Origin of the sequence: Deefgea rivuli DSM 18356 (assembly GCF_000620145.1) — a bacterium.
Classification (GTDB): Bacteria; Pseudomonadota; Gammaproteobacteria; order Burkholderiales; family Chitinibacteraceae; genus Deefgea; species Deefgea rivuli.
In genome coordinates this window covers 335,863-357,871 of sequence record NZ_KK211081.1, presented here as the reverse complement: position 1 = coordinate 357,871, position 22,009 = coordinate 335,863, and the positions used below count along the sequence as shown (strand labels likewise).

Sequence of the window (22,009 nt, the reverse complement as noted above, 5' to 3'; positions counted from 1 at the left end):
CACACGCGGCCTCTATGTTATCTTTGAAAGCGAATGAATGTGTGGTCGCAGGCTGATTTTTTTAGTTTGGGCGCAACCTTAAGCGCAATTAGGATTAAAGTTTATGAGTATTTTATCGCTGATTTTAGCTTTGCTTTTGGAGCAGCTTCGCCCCATTAGTAGCCGCAACCCTTTGTATCTTGGCTTTATTCGTACCGCCAATGGTATGGGGCGCAATTTGAATGCCGGTGAGTATCGAAATGGGGTATATGCCTGGCTGCTTGCTGTGCTGCCGTTGGTGGCAATTACTGCGGGCGGGTATTGGTTCTTGTTGCAGCATAATTTTTTGCTGGCGATGGCTTGGAATGTGGTGATTTTGTATTTCACAATGGGCTTTCGCCAGTTTAGCCATGCATTTACCAAAATTTCTAAATCGCTACAGGCCGATGATTTGGACGGCGCGCGCGTGATGCTGGCTGATTGGACGGGGCAATCGACTTCGGAACTCAATGAAGACGAAGTGGCGCGTTTGACCATCGAACAAGGCGTGATTGATTCTTATCGTTATGTGTTTGGCACGATTTTCTGGTTTGTTGCTTTGGCGTGGATTGCTGGTCCAGCAGGCGCAGTCGCCTATCGTGCCGCGTGTTTATTGCAGCAAAAATGGGGCGGGCACGGTGATATGTTTGGCCGCTTTGCCGGTGGCGTGATGGAAGTGCTGGATTTTATTCCGGTACGTTTGGCGGCGATTGCATTTGCGGTGGTGGGGAATTTTGAAGACGCCGTGTATTGCTGGCGCTCGCAAGCGCAGCAATGGATGGATCAAGATTACGGTATTTTGCTAGCCTCTGCCGCTGGCGCTTTGGGCGTGCGTTTGGGTGAGGCGCTGCATCAAGATCACACGGTGAAGTTCCGCCCTGAGCTGGGGGTCGGCGAATCGGCGAATCCTGATTACCTAGCAAGCGCGGTGGCCTTGGTGTGGCGCGCGGCGATTTTGTGGTTGGCGGTGATTTTGTTGTTTAGCATTTCGCAGTGGCTGGCTTAGCACGGTCAAAATCTTGGATCACGAAAGGCACGAAAAAAGAACTAAAAACACGAAGGTAAAATGTTTTCTTATGTTTGTGTCGTTTGACTTTTTTTTTCGTGTCTTTCGTGTTGTTGATTTAAGTGGGGGGGAATGTATGGCTGAATTGCGCGTTGGCGAACAAAAAATTCGTATTAATAATATCTTCTGCGTGGCGCGCAATTTTGTTGCTCATGCCAAAGAAATGGGCTCGGTGATTGCTGATGAGCCGGTGGTCTTTATTAAGCCTAATTCAGCTGTCGTGCAGCCCGGTGCGCCGCTGGTGTTGCCAGCTTGGTCGAATGATGTGCATCACGAATTAGAGTTGGTCGTGGTGATTGGTGAGGGCGGTAAAAATATCGCCAAAGAAAATGCGCTCAATCACATTGCTGGATATGGTTTGGGTTTGGATTTAACCGCGCGTGATGTGCAGGCCGTCGCAAAGAAAAACGGCGCACCGTGGACTTTGGCCAAAGGCTTTGATGGCGCGGCGGTATTGACTGACTTTGTTGCTGCGCAAGGCATTGACCCGATGCAGCAGCAATTTACGCTGCATATTAATAATGAACTGCGCCAATCGGCCGATACGCGCTTGATGGTGTTTGATGTCGCCACCTTGATTGCGTGGATTTCGAGCAAGTTTACTTTGCAAGCTGGCGATGTGATTTATACCGGCACACCTGAAGGGGTTGGATCGATTCATTTGGGCGATGTACTGCGCCTTACTTGGTCGCCGCATATCGAGCAGGAATTTGTGGTGGCTTAGCTTGTTTAGATTATTAAGCCTAAAAAGTAAAACCCGCCTTGGCGGGTTTTACTATTGGTATTGCTGGCTAGGCTTTATGTAGTAAGCGCTGCATTTATATACCTATTAGGTGCTGGCAAGGCTAGCTAAATCCCAGCGCGGTTTCACTGCAAATGATCCGGCGGTTTTCTGTTCGATTAAACGCTGCGCGCCCGCATAGGCAATCATCGCGCCGTTATCGGTACACAGTTCTAGTGGCGGATAAAATACTGCAAAGCCACGTTTTTGCGCCGCATCGTCCAGCGCCGCGCGCAGTTGCCGATTCGCGCCAACGCCGCCGGCAATCACTAGGCGCTTCATGCCGGTTTGCTTGAGTGCTTTGAGTGATTTTTTCAGCAGTACTTCTACAATCGCCGCTTGAAATGCCGCGCAAATATCGGCGCGGGTGGTGTCGTCGAGTGGTGATTGCTGGGTGACTAAATTCAGTACCGCAGTTTTGAGACCCGAAAAACTCATATCTAAGTTCGGTGTGTGTAGCATCGGGCGCGGTAATGTGAAGCGATTCACGTCGCCTGTATCAGCCAGTTTAGAGAGCGCTGGGCCGCCAGGGTACCCAAGGCCGATCAGTTTTGCCGATTTATCAAATGCTTCGCCCGCGGCATCGTCGACAGTTTCACCGAGTAATTCATAGCGCCCAACGCCGTGTACGGCCATCAATTGCGTATGGCCGCCTGATACGAGCAGCGCGACAAAAGGAAATTCTGGCGCGGGTTCAGCAAGACAAGGCGACAGCAAATGTCCTTCGAGGTGATGAACGGCAATGGTGGGCTTGCCTAGTGCAAACGCCATTGCATTGGCAACCGAAGCGCCAACGAGCAATGCACCCGCGAGGCCAGGGCCAGCTGTGTACGCAATCGCATCAATATCACTCAGTTGCCGCTGCGCAGTGGCTAAGCAAGCAGTCGTTAGCGGCAGAACGCGGCGGATATGATCGCGTGAAGCCAGTTCCGGCACCACGCCGCCATACTCGCTATGCATGGCGATTTGGCTGTGCAGCTGGTGCGCGAGCAGGCCCGACTCGGTGTCGTAGAGCGCTACGCCGGTTTCGTCACAGGAAGATTCAATGCCCAATACCAACATGGTGGCGCTCGTTTTTGTTCAATAATGTTGCTATGTTAACGGGCATGGATGCAACACGGAAGTATTAGATGAGTATTCCTTTTGACATCGCGCCATTTTTCTTGGATAATTACACCCTTTCCCAATCTTTGGTCTTTAACGAGGTTTATCTCGGATGAGGCTAGGGTTTTAAGTTTACTAGGATTCGACTAATGCCTTCCGTACGCGTTAAAGAAAACGAGCCGTTCGAAGTAGCGATGCGCCGCTTCAAACGTTCTGTTGAAAAGACTGGCCTCCTCACTGACCTTCGTGCACGCGAATTCTACGAGAAGCCAACTGCAGAACGTAAACGCAAGCTTGCTGCCGCTGTTAAGCGTCAACACAAGCGTCTGCGTAGCCAACAATTGCCAGCTAAACTCTACTAAGAGTTCTGCTCGTTGTTGTTTGTACTCAAGGTCGCCTATGGCGGCCTTTTGTTTTTTCTAAATAATTATCTGCGTAAAAGTTTTATGGCAATCTGTCGAAGCCGCAGGCCGTACATCGAGTCGACAAGACAACGGTGCAAGGAAACTTTTGCTGACCCACTTAGGACGCGTGATGACATTAAAAGCCCGTATTACTGCTGATATGAAAACAGCAATGAAAGAAAAGCAAGTTGATCGCCTAGGTACGATTCGTTTGTTGTTGGCCGCAATGAAGCAGCGCGAAGTGGATGAGCGGATTGAATTGGATGATGCGGCGATCACGACCATCATCGATAAAATGCTCAAGCAGCGTAAAGACAGTATCACGCAATTTGAAGCGGCTAATCGCCAAGATTTGGCCGACAAAGAAAAGTTCGAAGTGACGGTATTGATCGAATACATGCCACAGCAACTGACCGCAGAAGAAATTAGCGCCATTCTCGATGCCGCCATTGCTACGCATGGCGCGACTGCTGCGTCTATGGGCAAAATCATGGCCGAGATCAAGCCGCAATTGGCGGGTCGTGCGGATATGGCTGAAGTGAGCAAATTGGTTAAAGCGCGGATGGCTTAATTGCGGAACCGTGCTGGCCGTTATAATCATTTGATTGTGTGTTTGGATTAAATGGCGCTGATTCCCGATGATTTTATTCAGGATTTACTCAACCGCGTTGACATTGTCGACGTGGTGGAGCGCTATCTGCCGCTTAAAAAAGCAGGCCAGAATTACATGGCCTGCTGTCCGTTTCATAAAGAAAAATCTCCATCGTTTACAGTAAGCCAAACCAAGCAGTTTTATCATTGTTTTGGTTGCGGCGTACATGGTTCGGCACTGACATTTGTCATGGAGCATCAGGCCTTGAGTTTTCCTGAGGCGGTGCGGCAATTGGCCGAGTCGGTGGGGATGCAAGTTCCTGTGTCCGATAAGCCGATCACCGAAGAGCAAAAAAAAGCGCCAGGCATTTACGATGTATTAAAGGTGGCGTTTGATTTTTATCGTGCTCAACTTAAAACTGCGCCAGCTGCGATTGAGTATTTTAAACGTCGTGGCGTAGAGGGTAAAACGGCTGCTAAGTTTGGCTTGGGGTATGCGCCTGGCGGTGATGATTGGCAACCGCTTAAAGCGGTATACCCCGATTATGATTGGAATACCATTTTAGCCGAAGCGGGCTTGGTGATTGATAAAGAAGAATCGAAACGTCGCTATGATCGCTTTCGCGAGCGGGTGATGTTTCCGATTATCAATCAGCGCGGGCAAGTGATTGGTTTTGGTGGCCGCGTGATGGGCAAGGGTGAGCCCAAATATTTAAATTCGCCAGAAACACCAGTTTTTACCAAGGGGCGTGAACTGTACGGTTTGCCGCAGGCGCGCACCGCGATTCGCGATCACAATCGTGTGTTGGTGGCTGAAGGCTATATGGACGTCGTCATGCTGCATCAGCATGGCGTTGATTACGCGGTGGCGTCCTTGGGTACCGCGTGTACGCCGGAGCATGTACGTAAACTACTCAAGCTGGCCGATGAAGTGGTATTTGGCTTTGACGGCGATAAAGCCGGTATCAAAGCCGCGTGGCGAGCGCTCGAAAATAGCTTGCCTGAAGTTAAAGATGGCAAAGAGCTGAAATTCTTATTTTTACCGGCTGAGCATGATCCAGATTCTTATGTGCAGGCGTTTGGCCGTGAGCAGTTTGAATTGTTGATTACCGAATCCGCGTTGCCGCTATCGCAATATTTATTGAAAGAACTCGCGGGGCAGGTCGACTTGACGATGGAGGAAGGGCGAGCGCGTTTAGTACATATTGCGCGCCCCTATCTTGATGAATTGACACAAGCCCCCATATTAAAACTCATGATCGGCAAACGCTTGGCAGAAATGTGCCAATTGTCTAGCGCTGAGTTTGCCTCTTTGCAGGCTGTGACTGCCCAGCCAAAAGTGCTTGAAGTACAAGCAGAATGGGGTACAGAACCGGAAATGCAAGATTGGCAAGCGCCACAGCAATGGCAAGCCAAACCAGCGCGGCGAGAGCCATTTAATCGTAGTGGCGGATATCAGCGCGGTAAGAGTAAAAGTTGGAAAGCAGAAGAGCAGCGCCCAAGGTTAAAATCTGCAGGTCAGTATGATCCGGTGTCACGAGCGTTGGAGTTGGTGTTGTTTCGCCCATCGATTTTGCTGGGGCAAGAGCCTGTGGAGTTGATGTGGCCGACAGAGGGTTTGCATGGTTTGGCGCGTGCAGTCTTTGCGATTGCGCGCCAAGCGCCTGATTTGCAAGGCGCTGAATTGTTGGAGCGTTGTCGTGAGTTGCCCAATTATTCTCGTTTGAGTCGGGCATTTAGCGAGCAGCGTGCCTTGTTTGAAAAGTTTGATGAAGAAGATTTGAAGGTTGAAATCGCCAATTCATTGTCAGCCGCTACGCAAAATTTTTCGCTAGGGTCTACACTGAGTCGGAAAGAAGAGTTGGATACCCTCTCTGCAAGTCGTGGTTTGACGGACGAGGAGTCGCAAGAATATCTGGCGCTTTTATTGCGCCACTAGCTAAGTAAAGCGGCTATATATTGGCGCATTTTTATGCGTCATCAGCTAAGTACAACGACTCTATTATTGGCGCTTTTGTTGTGTCACTAGTTAAGTCAAACGGCTTAATTATCGGCGCTTTTATTGTGTCGATAATTAAGTAAAACGGCTGTATGGGCGCTTCACTTCCGGCATCGGGGACAAAACCCTTCGATGTCTGGTATAATTCTCGGTTTTGCTAGACACACAAGCAGAGTCATGGCAGCAGATCAAAAACTAAATAAAGAAAATCTTGAGTCTAACGGCAAACAAGGCGAGGTAAAACTCGACCCTGAAGAGCGCAAAGCCAAGTTCAAGACACTCATCGTCCTCGGTAAAGAGCGTGGCTATCTCACGTACGCCGAGATTAACGACCATCTTCCAGAAGACATGCTGGATGCTGAGCAAATCGAGGGCATCATTAGCATGATCTCCAATATGGGGATCCAAGTCTACGACGAAGCTCCCGATGCTGAAGATCTGTTGATGTCGGATGCGCCTGCCCGTGTGGCAGACGAAGACGCCGCCGAAGAAGCTGAGGCTGCGCTGTCATCGGTTGACGCTGATTTTGGCCGCACCACCGACCCTGTCCGTATGTATATGCGTGAAATGGGTACGGTTGAGCTGTTGACGCGTGAAGGCGAAATTGAAATCGCCAAGCGCATCGAAGATGGCCTCAAGCACATGATCACTGCGATCTCTGCCTGCCCAACCACGATTGCCCAAATCATCGATTTGGTTGAGCGTGGTTTGAATGATGAGATTCGTATCGATGATGTGATCGACGGCTTTATCGATCCGAATGCGGTGGAAGCGGAAGAAGAAGTCGCACTCGACTTGCCAGATCCTGATGCCGTGCTCGAAGAAACTGCTGAGGAAGAAGAAGTTGAAGACGACGGTGGCGCAGCAGCGGCCAGCGCCAATCTTGAGCTACTGAAAACCCAAGCGCGTGAACACTTCGAAGTCATTAACGACCTGTATGGCCGGATGCTCGAAGCCTTGATCGATCATGGTACTTCGTCGCCGACCTATATTCTGTTGCAACAATCGATTGCGATGGAGTTTCAGAAAATTCGTTTCTCTGCCCGTCAAGTTGAATCGCTTTGCGACGTATTGCGTGGCATGGTGGACGATATTCGCACCCACGAGCGCCAAATTATGGACTTGTGTACGCGTCGTGTCGGTATGCCGCGTGATTACTTCATTAAAACCTTCCCAGGTCGCGAAACCGACTTGACGTGGGTGCCTGAAGAAATCGCCAGCGAAAAAAATTACTCGGGCATCATGTTCCGCTATAAACACGCGATCATGGAGCAGCAGCAAAAACTCAACGAGTTGCAAGAATCTTCGCGCTTGAGTATTCGTGAGTTGAAAGAAATCAGTCGCCATATGTCGACCGGTGAAGCCAAGTCTAAGCGTGCCAAGCGCGAAATGATCGAAGCCAACTTGCGTCTGGTGATTTCGATTGCGAAAAAATACACCAACCGTGGTTTGCAATTCCTCGATTTGATTCAGGAAGGCAATATCGGTTTGATGAAAGCAGTGGATAAATTCGAATATCGTCGTGGTTATAAATTCTCGACTTATGCGACATGGTGGATCCGTCAGGCGATTACGCGCTCGATTGCCGACCAAGCGCGTACGATTCGGATTCCGGTACATATGATCGAAACGATCAACAAAATGAACCGTATCCAACGCCAGATTCTGCAAGAAACCGGCACGGAAGCAACACCAGAAGAATTGGCAGAACGCATGGAAATGCCGGAAGACAAAATCCGGAAAATCCTTAAAATCGCCAAAGAACCGATTTCAATGGAAACACCAATTGGTGACGATGATGATTCGCACCTCGGTGACTTCATTGAAGACGCCAATAATATGGCGCCAGCCGATGCTGCGGTCTATGCCGGTCTACGTGAAGCGACCAAAGAAGTGCTGGATACCCTGACACCACGCGAAGCCAAAGTGCTGCGCATGCGTTTTGGTATCGATATGAGCACCGATCACACGCTTGAAGAAGTCGGTAAGCAATTTGATGTAACGCGTGAGCGGATCCGTCAGATCGAAGCTAAGGCACTACGTAAGCTGCGTCATCCAACTCGCTCAGAAAGATTGAAGAGTTTCATTGAAAATAACGCCAGCGAACAGTAGAATAGCAACCCTTACGGGCCTTTAGCTCAGTTGGTTAGAGCAGAGGACTCATAATCCTTTGGTCCACGGTTCAAGTCCGTGAAGGCCCACCAGTAAAATCAAGGACTTAGCAGACATGCTAAGTCCTTTTTTTTGCGTTCAAAATATTTGAACTACCCCGTGTAGGCGCTATGTAGGCGGTGGGCATCAATCAACCACCTGTTTCTTATACAAATTGGGCAATTAACTCCCCAATACATCAAACCTCTGTTTCTACAGCAAAATAGACAACTGACTCCCCTCGAATACAACACGAACACAAATCAGCAAAAGTTAAGTTTTGATAAGTAGTCTGGTTTTGTGAGGTTCTAAAAGATACCAATTTAGCCACCATCATTCTAGGGGTGGTGCTTGGATGAATTGAGTCGGTTAGACTGTGCGACAGGCCGCAGTCGGCCCAGACTGTGTAAAAACGTGCCTTGTAGTATGATTTTGCCATGACCACGGGACGAGGTTTTTATTTTGAAACGCTTTATCGAAGGCGAGAGCCGAACGCAGACTACCTTGCTCCCAGAATGCCTTGATGACTATATTTCCGAGGCGAACCCAGTGCGCGTGGTTGATGTTTTTGTCGATGAGCTCAATCTGGCTCAACTTGGTTTCGAAGGTGTCGCGCCAGCCATTACGGGACGCCCTGCGTATCACCCCAACGTGATGCTCAAGATTTACATTTACGGCGATTTGAACCGCATTCAATCGAGTCGTCGCTTAGAGCGTGAAGCCCAGCGCAACGTCGAGCTAATGTGGCTCAGTGGCAAATTAACCCCCGATTTCAAAACCATCGCCAACTTCCGCAAAGACAATGGCAAGGCCATCATCAAAGTCTGCCGCCAGTTCGTATTACTCTGCCAGCAGCTTGGTTTATTCACCGAAGCCATCGTCGCGGTCGATGGAAGTAAATTCAAAGCGGTCAACAATCGAGACCGCAACTTCACCAGCGCAAAATTACAACGCCGCATGGAAGAAATTGAAAATAGCATTCAGCGCTATTTGACCGCGCTTGATTCTGCTGACCGTCAAGAGCACGCCACTGCAGCGGTGAATGCCGAACGCTTGCAAAATAAAATCACGGTTTTAAAAGCCAAGATGGCGGAATTGAAAACGATTGAAGTGGAGCTGAACCAAACACCAGATAAGCAAATATCATTGACCGACCCCGATGCTCGTTCCATGAAATCGCGGGGGAATGGCATCGTGGATTATAACGTGCAAACAGCTGTGGATACCAAAAACCATTTGATTGTTGCGCACGATGTGAACAACCAAGGCTCTGACCGTTCGCAACTTAGCAAGATGGCGCAACAAGCCAAAACGGCAATGGCGGTTGAGAAGCTCACCGCGATTGCAGACCGTGGTTATTTTAAAAGCGAAGAAATTCAGGCTTGCGATGAAGCCCAGATTAGCGCCATCGTTCCTAAGTGCAAGACCTCCGGCGCGAATGCAGAAGGCCGGTTTGATAAGTCAGACTTCATTTATGACGCGCAGACTAATGAATATCAGTGTCCTGCTGGTGAGCAACTTACGCAACGTTGCATTAGCATTGAGAAAGGACAGACGCTACATAAATACTAGAGTTCTAAATGTCAGGATTGTCATTTGAAAGCGCAATGCACTCCAGGCAAGGAACGACGTGTTACTCGTTGGGAACATGAAAATATTTTAGATGCAATGCAAACTCGGCTAGACCAAATGCCTGATGCCATGCGGATTAGGAAATCGACGGTCGAGCATCCGTTTGGCACTTTAAAGGAATGGATGGGTACGACACATTTCTTCACCAAAGGCCTAGAGCATGCCCGAGCAGAGATGAGTTTACATATACTGGCGTACAACATGAAGCGGGTGATGAAAATCATAGGAATACAAAACCTGATGGTGGCAATGAGAGCCTGAAAGGCTTTTATTTGTTACTAATTGCGGCTAAGTTTGCGAACGAATTGGCAGTGAAACTACAAAAAATGATAGCACGGGTGAAATGGGCATTGCCTGCCTCCGCGTTTTTACACAGTCTGGGCCGAGAGCTGCCAGCTACGTAGGTTGGGCTAAGCCTGCGCAGCCCAACGTGCGAGAAAAAGCCCAAGATGGTTTGGCGCATTAGCTATAGGTATACGAGTGAAGTCTATATTTATAAATGCCTCAACAAAGATACCCATAACAATCAAAAGAGATTCTGTTTGGTGTGAGGAAAAAGCGAAACCACGGTGAACGTTGGGCTGCGCAAGCTTAGCCTAATCTACAAATTACCTCCGCAGTGGGTCGAAAGCAGATTTAGGTTGATTCTGCTTGTTTCAAGCTAACTTCTATAAATTCCAATCTTTTGCTTGCTGAGATGGCTCACTAATTAGGAATTATCTTCGGGTGTATAAATGTGGGCTTTATTAAATAAAAGCTCTAGCTATATACCCTTTTTATTGTTTCAACGATTCCAGTAATTCCATTTCCTCTGCCGTAAATCCTGCTTCTTGCCGCGCAATATGATTCAGCGTACCGCGAAATACTGGCGCTTCATAATCGCGCAGTAGCGCGACGAAAGTTTGAATTGGGTCGAGGCTGCGCTCTGTGCAGCACCAGTGATACCAGTCATTGCCAATGCGAACATGGCCGATCTCGTCCGCCAGAATAATGTCGAGAATCTCGCAAGCACGTAGATCGCCGACGTTAAACAGTTTTTGCCGAATTGGCGGCACGGCATCCAGACCACGCGCTTCTAAAATCCGTGGCACCAGCGCCATGCGTGCCATCACATCGGCATCGGTTTTGACCGCCATTTCCCACAGACTGTTGTGTGCGGGGAAATCGCCGTAATCAAAACCCAAAGTATTCAGATGCTCGCGCAGCAGGCTGAAATGATAGGCTTCCTCACGCGCCACTTTGAGCCAGTCGGCGTAATACTGTGCTGGCATTTCACGAAAGCGATACAGCGCGTCGATGGCTAGATTGATCGCATTAAATTCAATATGCGCAAACGCGTGCAAGAGCGCGGCGCGGTTTTCTGCTTCGCCTAGATTTCTGCGGCGCGGCAAATCTTTGGGCGCAACGAGTTCTGGCTTGGCAGGGCGGCCGGGATTTTCGATTGGGATAATGGGCGTGGGATCGAGCGCATCGAATTGCTCAAGGTCAATTCGCGCCAATTTGGCGATTTTTTGGCTAGGATCAGTTTCAATTAGGGCGGCAAAGGCGGCGGCAAACACGGCGAAGTCCAAGGTAATAATGCGCCAGAGTATTGCGCGTGCGCTGCTGGCTGGCAAGGGCGGCTTGAATAAAAACGGGCTTCCGTAGAAGCCCGTGTGCGCATATCAATTAGTGGTTTTATTCGATTCCTGCCATGTCCTCGTCGCTGGCTTTGCTGCCGTTTTCGCCTTTGGCTTTAGGTTGCACTGGGTGCATCACTTCAGGTTTCACACCTTTACCATCGGGGCCAACGTGCTGATTGACGGCCGGTAGATGGTGGGCAATGCCTTTATGGCAATCGATACAGGTCATCCCTTCAGACAAGCCTTTTTGGTGGGCATTGGCCGAGCGGGTGTTTTGCTCCATATAATCGAAATATTCATAATTGTGGCAATTGCGGCAGGCTTTGGAATCGTTGGCTTTCATCCTTGCCCACTCGTGCTCTGCCAGCTCAAGTCGTTTATCGAGGAATTTTTCTCGGGTATCAATGTAGCCGGTGAGCTTGCCCCAAACTTCTTTCGAAGCTTCGAGCTTGCGTATCATTTTCGGCCCCCATTCATGCGGTACATGGCAATCCGGGCAAGTGGCGCGAACGCCAGAGCGATTGGTGTAATGCACGGTTTCTTGGTATTCCGGATAAACATTGCTCTTCATTTCGTGGCACGACAGGCAAAACTCTTCGGTATTGGTCATTTCTAGCGCCGTATTAAAACCGCCCCAAAAGATAATCCCGACAATAAACGCGACGATGATCCCGATATAGCCAATTCGGATCCCCTTCACTTTTTGCCACCGCGCACAGAGCCGCTGTTTTAGGCTGGGTTTACTTGGCGTTTCGCTCATTTTGTATTCCCCTGTTTAACGAGGCCGGCGGCAGGCTGAAACGTATTGCCTACCAAGGGTTTCGCATCGGTTTGTGGTACATGGCATTGCTGGCAGAAATAGCGGCGTGGTGAAATATTAGTCAGCTCAGTGCCGCCGCGTGTTTTGAAATGCGTGATTGAGACTTTGGTCGCGCCCGTGTCGGCAGTGCGATCCCAGCTATGGCAGTCTAGGCATTTATTAAATTCTTTAGTAATTAAATAGCCTTTAGTGGTATGCGGAATAATCGGCGGTTGCTGCACAAAATGCCGTGGCAAAGGTCGGCGGTCTTTTTCCCAACGGAAATTTTCTGATGGCACATCGCCGTTCATCACTTCGCTGCCGCGCAGGGATCTAAGTCCTTCTGCTTGGGCGAATGGGGCAATGGCGATACAGAATAAAATCCATAAACTGATTAACTGCTTCATTTTCATCTCCTTAGTCATGATGCATGTTGGGTATTGCTCGCTATGCATCACTAATTAATGCTTTTATCTATATACCCTTTGCTTAAGGCAAGCTGCTGGCTTGCCCAAGCGATATGCGATTAAGCTTTGACGACTTTTACCGCGCATTTTTTGTAGTCGGTTTGCTTAGAAATCGGGCAAGTCGCATCGAGCGTGAGTTTGTTCACCAGACGACCTTCGTCAAAAAACGGGATGAAAATCAAGCCCACAGGGGGTTTATTACGCCCACGAGTTTCAAGCCGGGCGGTGATTTCGCCGCGACGTGATGCCACTTTCACCAGCATACCGCGCTGCAAACCGCGTTTTTTCGCGTCGTTCGGATTCATAAACACCATCGCTTCGGGAACGGCTTTGTGCAATTCCGGCACGCGGCGCGTCATCGTGCCGGTATGCCAATGTTCCAGCACGCGGCCAGTACACAGCCACATATCGAAGACAGCATCGGGCATTTCGGGCGGCGCCTGGTAAGGCAAGGCGATGATATTGGCGCGACCGTCTTTATTGCCGTAAAAGCGCACACCTTCGCCTTTTTTGACATAAGGATCAGAGCCTTCGCGGTAGCGCCAGCGTGTTTCTAGGCCATTGACCACAGGCCAGCGCAGGCCGCGCGCTTGGTGATACATATCGAATGGTGCAAGGTCATGGCCGTGGCCGCGGCCAAATAAGGCGTATTCTTCAAACAGCCCTTTTTGAATATAAAAGCCTGCGAGCTTGGCTTCGAAGTTTTCAAAACCTTTTTGCAAATCGGTATTTTTAAAGCGATTCACATTGCCATTCATAAACAGCACGTCAAATAAGCTTCTGCCGTTCATGCCGGCTTTTTTGGCGATCAAATCGGCAGGCCACACGTCTTCGACTTTAAAGCGTTTGGCAAATTGCATGATTTGCCATAAATCCGATTGCGCTTCGCCGGGCGCGTTGACTTGTTGTCGCCAAAATTGCGTGCGGCGTTCGGCATTACCAAATGCGCCTTCTTTCTCGACCCACATTGCGGTTGGCAACACCAAATCGGCGGCCAGCCCAGAAACGGTTGGATAAGGATCAGACACGATGATAAAGGTGTCGGGACGACGCCAGCCGGGGTAGAGCTCTTCGTTGATATTGGGGCCGGCTTGCATATTATTATTGGCCATTTGCCAATAGACTTTCACTTTGCCGTCTTTGATGGCGCGCGCCATAGCGACAGCATGCAGGCCGATTTTGGCGGGGATGGTGCCCTCGGGCAGACGCCAGATTTCTTCGGCGTGTTTGCGATGCTCAGGATTAGCAACGAGCATGTCTGCAGGCAGGCGGTGGGCAAAAGTGCCGACTTCACGCGCCGTACCGCAAGCGGATGGCTGGCCGGTTAGTGAGAACGGGCTATTGCCTGGCTCTGCGATTTTGCCGGTCAGCAGATGCACGTTGTAAATCATATTATTCGCCCACGTGCCGCGCGTGTGCTGATTAAAGCCCATCGTCCAGAACGACATGACTTTGATTTTTGGATCTGCGTACAGCTCGGCCAGCGCGATCAGGCGGTCTTCAGGAATCCCGCACAATTTGCTGACTTTATCGACGGTGTAATCAGAGACGAACTTGGAAAAATGCTCGTAAGAGCCCGGTTTCATTGCATTGGCATCACCCTTAGGTTTGCCATCGGCGCCTGGATAACCATTGGATTTGGCTTTGACCTCGAGTGGATTGTTTGGACGCAGGCCAAAACCGATGTCAGTTTCGCCAATTTTGAAATTACAGTGATCTTTAACGAATTTCTGATTCACGCGGCCGGTCGAAATAATGTGATGGCAAATGAAGTTCATCATCGCCAAATCAGTTTGCGGCGTGAACACCAAGCCATAGCCATTATCGGCCAGCTCGAACGAGCGGTGCTCATAGGTTGAGAGCACGGCGACTTTGACTTTAGGGTTAGAAAGGCGGCGATCCGTTACGCGACTCCATAAAATCGGGTGCATCTCGGCCATATTTGAGCCCCAGAGCACAAAGGCATCGGCCGCTTCGATATCGTCGTAACAGCCCATAGGCTCATCCATACCGAAAGTACGCATAAATCCCGTTACCGCGCTGGCCATACAGTGGCGCGCGTTTGGGTCGAGATTATTGCTGCGAAATCCCGCTTTCATCAGTTTGGAGGCGGCGTAGCCTTCCCACACGGTCCATTGGCCTGAGCCAAACATCGCTACCGATTCAGGGCCGCTGGCTTTGAGTGCCTCTTTCCATTTCTTTTCCATGATATCGAATGCTTCATCCCAACTGATGGGAGTGAATTCACCATTCTTATCGTAAACGCCATTCTTTTTGCGCAGCAGTGGCTTGGTCAGCCTATCTTCGCCGTACATGATTTTGGATAGGAAGTAGCCTTTGACGCAATTGAGGCCTTTATTGACTTCGCCATCAGGATCGCCCTGCGTGGCAACCACACGGCCATTTTGCGTGCCGACCAACACTGCACAGCCGGTGCCACAGAAGCGGCATGGTGCTTTGTCCCAACGAATGGCGCTGCCACCCTCACCAGCAATAGCGGGCATGGCTTTGGGCGCGGCATTTGCGATTGGAATTCCTGCGCTGGCTGCGGCGGCTGCGACGGCAGAAATCTTAATAAATTCACGACGATCTAAGCTCATGAGTGTTGTCCTTCGGAATGTTTGGATGTGGTTTGCGGCGGCATCATTTCGTCGTCGCAGTATTCATAGGCCAGCGTGGCAGACGCAACGCGGGGGATATCTTGAATTTGTTTGAGTAAATCCGAGCCGCGTAGCCCAGCAACGTCTTCAATGGTGACGATGAGTTTGCCTTCATGTTCGATATGCAGCTCTACGCCGGGTACGGCTAAAACAGCGGCGCGAACTTCGTCCAGATAGGCGGGGACAGGGCGAATCACCAAGCTAAAAATATTCATGCGGACAACTCCGTCAACTCTAAGATGCGAATGCTCTGGCTCGGGCACGGCGCAAGGCAGGCACCGCAGCCAGTGCATTGTTCAGTTTTAATATGGGGGTGAGCGACTTTGCCGATGGCCAGTTCAAAGCGGATTGCGCGCTCATCACAGGCTTCGCCACAAATTCGGCATTCGATGCCTTGTTCTGCGAGGCAACTCTCTGAGATGTTGGCGCGTAGACTCCACGGCGCAGCTTCACTGTGTAGCAAGGCTTGCGGGGTACAGGCGCTGGCGCAGTCGCCGCAAAATGTGCATTCGCCAGCAGAAAAATCGACATTGGGAAAACCGCCTGCACCGACTTTGATAATCTGCGTCGGACAGGCGCTGACACAGTCGCCGCATCGCGTGCAGCGATCCAAAAATTGCGGCACGGCCCATGGTGGGGGCGGTGCGTTCGGGGTTTGTGGTTTGCGCCCGAATAGTAAATTGCGGCGGGATGGATCCACAGCAGTGTTCAATCCTGTACGTTGAAGAAGTGATTGAGGAAGATTAGGCTGCGTTACTGAATGCAACAATGCCTCTTTAGGGGGGTGGGGGTGTAAGCGGCTGAATGGCTTTACCCCCTTGGTGGTAGCTGGCTAGATCGCCGCGTTTGCTTAAAATGCTTTGGGCGTGGTGTACTCAAAATTGCCTGAGAGAAATCAGGTGTTTTGCTTCACTTTGCGGCTAAACCGTGTGGGTTTGCGACGAGCTGGGTGCTTTGCCGCCGCAAATGTGCCAAGTTCAATGCGAGCGGTGGAAATTTGGAGGTAGGGCTTTGCGTGTGGTGAATTACGTTAAACAGGCATCGATTTTGCGTTTTATTACTCAAGCGCTACTGTTGATGGTTTTGCCTGCTTTTTTGGCACTCTTTTTAAGCTGGGGCATGGTGGTGCATTCCAGTGGCGAAGGCACGGCGATCAATATCGCAGGATCTTTGCGTAAACAAACTTTTTTGATTGTTGCCACGCGTTTATCGCCTCCGTCCTCAGTACCGAGCAGCCAGCCGCTGTTGGATCAGGTGATCAGTGAGTTTGAGCAGAAGTTGTATGGTTCCGCCTTGCTCAATAATTTGCCTGATGATGTGAATGATCCGGTGCGAGTCGCCTACCATCGTATGGAAACGGCTTGGCGCACTGAAATGAAAAATTTATTTGTGCCGCTCAATGCCGCGCCAGACGGTAGTTTGCTGCCCAAAGCGATTCAATTTGCTGAGTTGATTGACCAGTATGTCGAAGCCATAGAAGCCAAGCATGAAACGCGTTTGCAATGGTTGGGCGAAATCCAATGGATCGCGATTGCAACGATGATCGTTGTTTTTGTGCTGACTTTGCTGTGGCTCACGCGCCGCGTGACGCGGCCATTGATGGCGATGGCGCATGTGGCCGAAAAAGTGAAGCAAGGCGATTTTCACGTTCGTGCACCCGAGGGCGGCGCGGGTGAAATTACTCAACTGGGGCAGGCGTTTAATCATATGGTCGCCGAGCTGGCACTGGGTATCGAGGTGCTGGAAGCCCGTGTCAGCGAGAAAACGCACGCTTTAGCGCAAAATCAGCGCAGCCTTGAATTACTCTACCGCACCAAACAGCGACTTTCTGATCAAGAACCCGATCAAGCGACGTTTGACCAAGTGTTGGCCGATGTCGCTTCGGTGATTGAACTCGAGCACGCGATGATTTGCATTACCGAAACCGAGCAAGCGCCGCTGGCGTTTCGCTTGGCAGTGCTGCCGAATTTACCGAGCGAGCCGTGCGAAAGAAATGACTGCGCCAATTGTGGTGATGCCGCGCAATTCGCGCCTGCGCCATCCGATTCGCCCGTATTTAAGCTCAGCGACGGGCTGCGCGTGTACGGCATCATGCCGATTCAGCTCAAAGCGCAGCAATCTTTACTCGATTGGCAACAGCAATTACTTGAAGCCATCGCACGGCAAATTGGCACGGCTTTGGCCAATGCCAAACGTAAACAAGAACAACATCGGCTGGCTTTACACGACGAACGCACCGTCATTGCGCGTGAGCTACATGATTCTTTGGCGCAATCGTTATCTTATTTAAAAATCCAAGTCGTGCGCCTACAAAATCAATTTCCAGAAGCGCAGCGTAGCGATACAGCGAATGCCGCTTTGTCCGAGTTGCGTGAAGGTCTGAATGGCGCGTATCGGCAATTGCGTGAATTACTCAATACTTTCCGCCTGCAAATGAACGAGCGCGGTTTGGCCGCCGCACTGGAGCAAACCGTGCACGAATTTGCCGAGCGCGCCGACCATCAAGTGATGTTGGAAAACCATTTGATGGGCGTTGAATTAGCGGCGCACGAGGAAATTCATATTTTGCAAATCGTTCGTGAAGCCTTGGTTAATATCGAGCGCCACGCCGGTGCGCAAAATGCGTGGGTGAACTTAGCTTGGGATGGCGTGCATGTTTTGGTGAAAATAAGCGACGATGGTTGCGGAATCACCGATTATCCCGACAAAAAGCAACATTATGGTTTAAGTATCATGCGCGATCGTGCCGCCAATTTGCAGGGTGAATTGCAATTGCTGCACCGCGAGCCGACAGGCACGGTGGTGCAACTGCGGTTTATTCCAACAACACCATTTTCGACATTGACTCCGAGAGGTTTGAGTAATGAGTGAGCAATTTAATGTCATCGTGATCGACGATCACCCTTTGTTTCGCAAAGGCGTAGTGCAATTACTCGGTTTAGACGCGCGTTTTATCGTCGTCGCCGAAGCCGCCAGTGGCGCAGAAGGCTTGCTGCTGGTGCAGGAGCACAACCCCGATTTGGTGATTTTGGATCTGAATATGAAAGGCATGGACGGCATCGCCACGCTGCGCGCGATTAAAGAGCTGGATGTCGATTCGCGTGTGGTGATGCTGACGGTATCGGATCAATCGGCGGATTTGGTCGCCGCAGTTCGCGCCGGTGCCGACGGTTATTTGCTCAAAGACATGGAGCCTGAAGAAATTGTCGCCAGTCTGGCCGACGCGCTTGATGGGCAAATGGCCATCCCCGAACGCCTCGGCCGTGCGCTGGCGTTGGCGCTGCGCGAAGACGACGGCAGCGAGCGCAATGCGATGTTAGCATCACTCACCGAGCGCGAACGCGAAATCCTCGTTTGCCTCACGCAAGGCCTATCCAACAAATTGGTCGGTCGAGAACTAGGTATTGCGGAGGGCACGGTCAAAGTTCACGTGAAAAGCTTATTACGTAAACTGAGCTTCCGTTCACGGCTGGAAGCGGCAATTTGGGCGGTGGAACAGGGGATTAAGTAGAGGGTATGTTCAGATTTTGTGCTAATAAAAAAGAGCCTCATCTAAATGAAAGCGTCGATTTTCTAATCAGCATGGTCGCGCTCATGCCGCGCGGCACTGACTTTTCTTGAACGGCCAAGAAAAGTAAGCAAAAGAAGGCCGCCCTAGTATCTGCGTCCGGCTTCGCCGGATTCCCTCGCTGTGGACAATCGGCTCGGTTGCGCTCAAAACTCGTTCGGCCTCAAAACCAAAAGCTTCGGCCTCGCTCAAACATTGATCGCAAAAACCCCGAGCCGCTTGTTCCTCGCTCGGCTTGATACAAGGGACTTTAAGCCCCAGCCCAAGCATCGCTGCACAGCATCAACATCAAATTTTAACAAAGCCTAAATATATAGGTATTGCCATATAGCCATTATTTATTAATGCCTACATGGCAATACTTTGCTATTTATTTCTACACGGTGCATACCAATCCAGCTCTTGTTGATAGAGCGCAGTTTTGATATTCAGTAGCCCTAGCGTGGAATGAAATAGATTGTCGTGCGAATAATTTTGCCCTGCGCGTTGCTGCAAACAGGCCAGATTGATTTGCGCTTGCTGCGCGTATTCGGGCGAGAGCCACAGCATTGCTGGGATATGCGTTTGCTCATCTGGCGCGAGCAAATACGGTGCGCCGTGCAGATACAGCCCGCGCTCGCCCAGCGACTCGCCGTGATCGGATAAATACGTCATCGCCGTATCGACTTTATCGCTATTTTTGCGTAGCAAATCAATCAAATTCGATAGCACAAAATCGGTGTACAGCAGGCTATTGTCGTAGCTATTGGTAATTTGCGTTTGTGTGCATTGATCAAGCTGCGCGGTGTCGCAAGTCGGTTGGAATTTTGCAAACGCGGCCGGATAGCGCTTGTAATATGCCGGGCCGTGACTACCCATCATATGAAGGACGATGACCGTATCGCGCTGGATTGTATCGATTTTTTCTTGCAAACCTTGCAGTAAAGCTTCGTCGAGGCATTCTCCGTCTTGGTAGAGTTTCGCCTCGGCGAACGCACGGGTATTTTCATTCGGAATGCGGTCGCACGCGCCTTTGCAGCCCGATTGATTATCGCGCCACAACACGTCAAAGCCCGCGCGTTGCACCACATCGAGCAAACCTTGATGGCTTTTGGCTTGATCGGCGCTGTAATTACTGTGCTCAAACATCGAAAACATACACGGCACGGAAACCGCAGTATCGGTGCCGCAAGAGCGCATCTGCGGCAGATTGATCAAACCGGCGGTTTGTTTCAGCCGTGGATTGGTGTCTTTGGCGTAGCCATTGAGTGAAAAATTTGCCGCGCGCGCGGTTTCGCCAACGACGATGACGGTGAGCGTAGGGCGTGCGTGCGGCACGGTGTTGCGCTGCGCATCCAAACCAATTGCTGCAACGGGTACGGCTTTGAGTTTGACGTTTTGCTTGAGGTAGCTCGATGTGGCTTGGATGTAATTCATCGGCGTGATTAAAAAGCGCAGCTCGCGGTGATTGCGAAAGACTGATGCGAATTCTTTATAAAAGCCAACACTAATGCAGCCAAGCAAGATCGCGCTTGCGAACACAATGCCGATTTTGATCAGTGCTTCGCGTTGAAATGGGCGAAATACCAAGGGCGTTCGCCATAAGAAATAGAGTGGCAGCCCACCTAAAACCAGCCAGTACAAGGCTAATTTGGGCGTGAGTAAATCCAGCGTTTCGCTGCTATTGGTTTGCGCCGCATTGCGCAGCATATCGACGTTAATCATCACGCCAAATTGCACCATAAAGTACACGACAATCGGCGTAATGATTAACAGGAAGCTGAGCACGGGTTTCAGCACATAGGGCAGCGCCAACAGCGTGAGCAAGAGATTGAGCGTTAGCCATAAAAACAGCGCACCGATGACCATAAACAGCCAGCCAGCAAAATGACTGGGCTGCTGCACGGCGTATAAATGCTGCCAAAAAACGCCATTGCAGGCGAACACAAAAAACAGTGCGGCGATGCTGGTGAGGTGCTCACTACGTAATGGCTGAATGCGGGGCAGGCTGAGTTTAAAGCGCATGTTGCACCGCCAGCTTGCCAGTCATCACGGGCGATGCACACTTTGCATCCGCCACGGGCGGCCAAACCCAATACCACGCCAGCAAGACCAGCCAAACCACCCACAGCGTCCACAAATTGTGCGACATAAAATGCGCACCACGCATCATTTGCGTCCACCCCATTAAGCTTCCGACGAACAGCCCCAGCGCCAAACTCAAATAGGCAAGGCGGGTATTGCTCCCTATGAATGCAAAATACAAGGCTAGCAACGCATACCCACCCGATGCATGACCGCCCGGAAAACAGCGCCCCGGCTGCGTTCCGCTCGGTAAGTCGGCAAACAAAGCTAATTCAGCGGCAAAGCCGCCATAGCGCGTCAAATCCCACGGGCAAGCATGAATGCTGAAACGTTTCAGTATCGACACGGATAGCGCGCTGAACACGATGCCTAGCCAGAGCCAAAGCCAGCGTCTTTGCTCAGTTGAGCCGATTTTCTTGGCATACAGCCAATAGAAAAATGTCGCCACGCCGATCAATTGCAGCGCAATTTTCAGGCCGTCGTGCATCACGGTATTGAGGAAGAGTTGGTCGCGCCAATAGAAATGCAATTGGGGATCAAAATAAGGCGCAATCAGCGCATGATCCCAATTGGTTTGCGGATAAATCCAGAATAAAAAGCTACCAAAAATGGCTGGCGCCACATAATTCCACCACCGTAAATCCCGCATCATCCGCGCTCACCGATTGCAATGAGGCCAGCTTAAGCCAGTGCTTGTGAGTGATTTGCGAGCGGGATGTGAGGGTTTTGTGAGGACGGGGAGAGTTAGATAGATGACGTAACTTGGGCTAAGCCTGCACAGCCCAACGCTTACCGTGGATTTGTTCCATTACCACCCTGATATTTAGAAAAATGAATGTATATTTATTGGGGTATGTTTTTGTAGCTATTTATTAATAGGGCTTTTATTCTTATACCCTAATGCTTATGCAGAGCTATCAGTTAAACCAATCACGAAAGATTGGGTTAATTGTTCCTCGAATGTTGGGCTGCGCAGGCTTAGCCTAACCTACGGTACTATAAGCAAATCCATCTATATCGTAGAGTGTGAAAATCCCAAAAGGATTTGCGAACCGAAATGCGATGTAATAAGCATCAAGTTCA

The 22,009-nt window shown here is 50.3% G+C and carries 17 protein-coding genes, 1 tRNA gene and 1 pseudogene; 10 read left to right on the top strand and 9 right to left on the bottom strand.

The genetic code is table 11. The features are described from left to right. Nucleotides 1-103 precede the first annotated feature (103 nt). Both Q320_RS0111615 and Q320_RS0111610 read left to right on the top strand, forming a co-directional pair. The gene (locus tag Q320_RS0111615) at nt 104-1,024 is read left to right on the top strand and encodes a CobD/CbiB family protein (protein ID WP_027469147.1); all 921 of its coding nucleotides are present in this window, start codon (nt 104-106) and stop codon (nt 1,022-1,024) included. 136 nt (nt 1,025-1,160) lie between these two features. Beyond that, a complete protein-coding gene (locus Q320_RS0111610) occupies nt 1,161-1,808 on the top strand; it encodes a fumarylacetoacetate hydrolase family protein (protein ID WP_027469146.1) in 648 nt (215 codons plus the stop codon). Between the two features lie 105 nt (nt 1,809-1,913). Here the strand turns inward: Q320_RS0111610 and tsaD are convergent, their stop codons facing one another. Continuing rightward, entirely contained in the window at nt 1,914-2,927 is a 1,014-nt protein-coding gene (gene tsaD, locus Q320_RS0111605) for a tRNA (adenosine(37)-N6)-threonylcarbamoyltransferase complex transferase subunit TsaD (protein ID WP_027469145.1), read from the bottom strand. Nucleotides 2,928-3,118: 191 nt separating this feature from the next. Between tsaD and rpsU the strand changes: the two genes are divergently transcribed. From rpsU to Q320_RS19600, 6 genes and pseudogenes are all read left to right on the top strand, one after another. Continuing rightward, entirely contained in the window at nt 3,119-3,331 is a 213-nt protein-coding gene (gene rpsU, locus Q320_RS0111600; protein ID WP_027469144.1) for a 30S ribosomal protein S21, read from the top strand. 172 nt (nt 3,332-3,503) lie between these two features. After that, nucleotides 3,504-3,944 (top strand): GatB/YqeY domain-containing protein, encoded by a 441-nt coding sequence (locus Q320_RS0111595; RefSeq protein ID WP_027469143.1) that lies wholly within the window; start codon nt 3,504-3,506, stop codon nt 3,942-3,944. A 51-nt stretch (nt 3,945-3,995) separates the two neighbouring features. Beyond that, nucleotides 3,996-5,903, top strand: coding sequence for a DNA primase (dnaG, locus tag Q320_RS19605; protein WP_051534685.1), 1,908 nt, complete (start codon nt 3,996-3,998; stop codon nt 5,901-5,903). Nucleotides 5,904-6,140: 237 nt separating this feature from the next. Continuing rightward, on the top strand, nt 6,141-8,075 hold the full coding sequence (gene rpoD / locus Q320_RS0111585) for an RNA polymerase sigma factor RpoD (RefSeq protein WP_027469142.1): 1,935 nt from the start codon (nt 6,141-6,143) through the stop codon (nt 8,073-8,075). Nucleotides 8,076-8,090: 15 nt separating this feature from the next. Then, nucleotides 8,091-8,167: transfer RNA gene (locus Q320_RS0111580), tRNA-Ile, on the top strand. A 409-nt stretch (nt 8,168-8,576) separates the two neighbouring features. After that, nucleotides 8,577-10,007, top strand: a pseudogene (locus Q320_RS19600) (IS1182 family transposase). 515 nt (nt 10,008-10,522) lie between these two features. On the opposite strand, the gene Q320_RS0111570 reads toward Q320_RS19600, so the two are convergent. From Q320_RS0111570 to napF, 6 genes are all read right to left on the bottom strand, one after another. Next, the gene (locus Q320_RS0111570) at nt 10,523-11,362 is read right to left on the bottom strand and encodes a ferritin-like domain-containing protein (RefSeq protein WP_245591007.1); all 840 of its coding nucleotides are present in this window, start codon (nt 11,360-11,362) and stop codon (nt 10,523-10,525) included. 61 nt (nt 11,363-11,423) lie between these two features. Beyond that, complete coding sequence (locus tag Q320_RS19595; protein WP_035853500.1) at nt 11,424-12,128, bottom strand: NapC/NirT family cytochrome c; 705 nt, start codon at nt 12,126-12,128, stop codon at nt 11,424-11,426. Next, nucleotides 12,125-12,574 (bottom strand): nitrate reductase cytochrome c-type subunit, encoded by a 450-nt coding sequence (locus Q320_RS0111560; RefSeq protein WP_211251223.1) that lies wholly within the window; start codon nt 12,572-12,574, stop codon nt 12,125-12,127. Before Q320_RS0111560 ends, Q320_RS19595 begins: the two co-directional genes overlap by 4 nt. Nucleotides 12,575-12,693: 119 nt before the next feature. Continuing rightward, nucleotides 12,694-15,234 (bottom strand): nitrate reductase catalytic subunit NapA, encoded by a 2,541-nt coding sequence (gene napA / locus Q320_RS0111555; RefSeq protein ID WP_027469139.1) that lies wholly within the window; start codon nt 15,232-15,234, stop codon nt 12,694-12,696. After that, nucleotides 15,231-15,509 carry a chaperone NapD gene (locus Q320_RS0111550; protein WP_027469138.1) on the bottom strand — a complete coding sequence of 93 codons (279 nt, stop codon included), beginning with the start codon at nt 15,507-15,509 and terminating at the stop codon, nt 15,231-15,233. The genes napA and Q320_RS0111550 overlap by 4 nt, the downstream gene beginning before the upstream one ends. Beyond that, on the bottom strand, nt 15,506-15,994 hold the full coding sequence (gene napF / locus Q320_RS0111545; RefSeq protein WP_035853497.1) for a ferredoxin-type protein NapF: 489 nt from the start codon (nt 15,992-15,994) through the stop codon (nt 15,506-15,508). Before napF ends, Q320_RS0111550 begins: the two co-directional genes overlap by 4 nt. A 320-nt stretch (nt 15,995-16,314) precedes the next feature. On the opposite strand from napF, the gene Q320_RS0111540 reads away from it, so the two are divergent. Together Q320_RS0111540 and narL are read left to right on the top strand one after the other, a co-directional pair. Further along, on the top strand, nt 16,315-18,165 hold the full coding sequence (locus tag Q320_RS0111540; protein ID WP_169734455.1) for a histidine kinase: 1,851 nt from the start codon (nt 16,315-16,317) through the stop codon (nt 18,163-18,165). After that, nucleotides 18,158-18,805 carry a two-component system response regulator NarL gene (gene narL / locus Q320_RS0111535; RefSeq protein WP_027469135.1) on the top strand — a complete coding sequence of 216 codons (648 nt, stop codon included), beginning with the start codon at nt 18,158-18,160 and terminating at the stop codon, nt 18,803-18,805. The genes Q320_RS0111540 and narL overlap by 8 nt, the downstream gene beginning before the upstream one ends. Before the next feature lie 423 nt (nt 18,806-19,228). Here the strand turns inward: narL and Q320_RS0111530 are convergent, their stop codons facing one another. Together Q320_RS0111530 and Q320_RS19590 are read right to left on the bottom strand one after the other, a co-directional pair. After that, complete coding sequence (locus Q320_RS0111530; RefSeq protein ID WP_051534684.1) at nt 19,229-20,866, bottom strand: phosphoethanolamine transferase; 1,638 nt, start codon at nt 20,864-20,866, stop codon at nt 19,229-19,231. Further along, nucleotides 20,856-21,578 (bottom strand): phosphatase PAP2 family protein, encoded by a 723-nt coding sequence (locus Q320_RS19590; protein ID WP_051534683.1) that lies wholly within the window; start codon nt 21,576-21,578, stop codon nt 20,856-20,858. Before Q320_RS19590 ends, Q320_RS0111530 begins: the two co-directional genes overlap by 11 nt. Nucleotides 21,579-22,009: the final 431 nt, after the last annotated feature.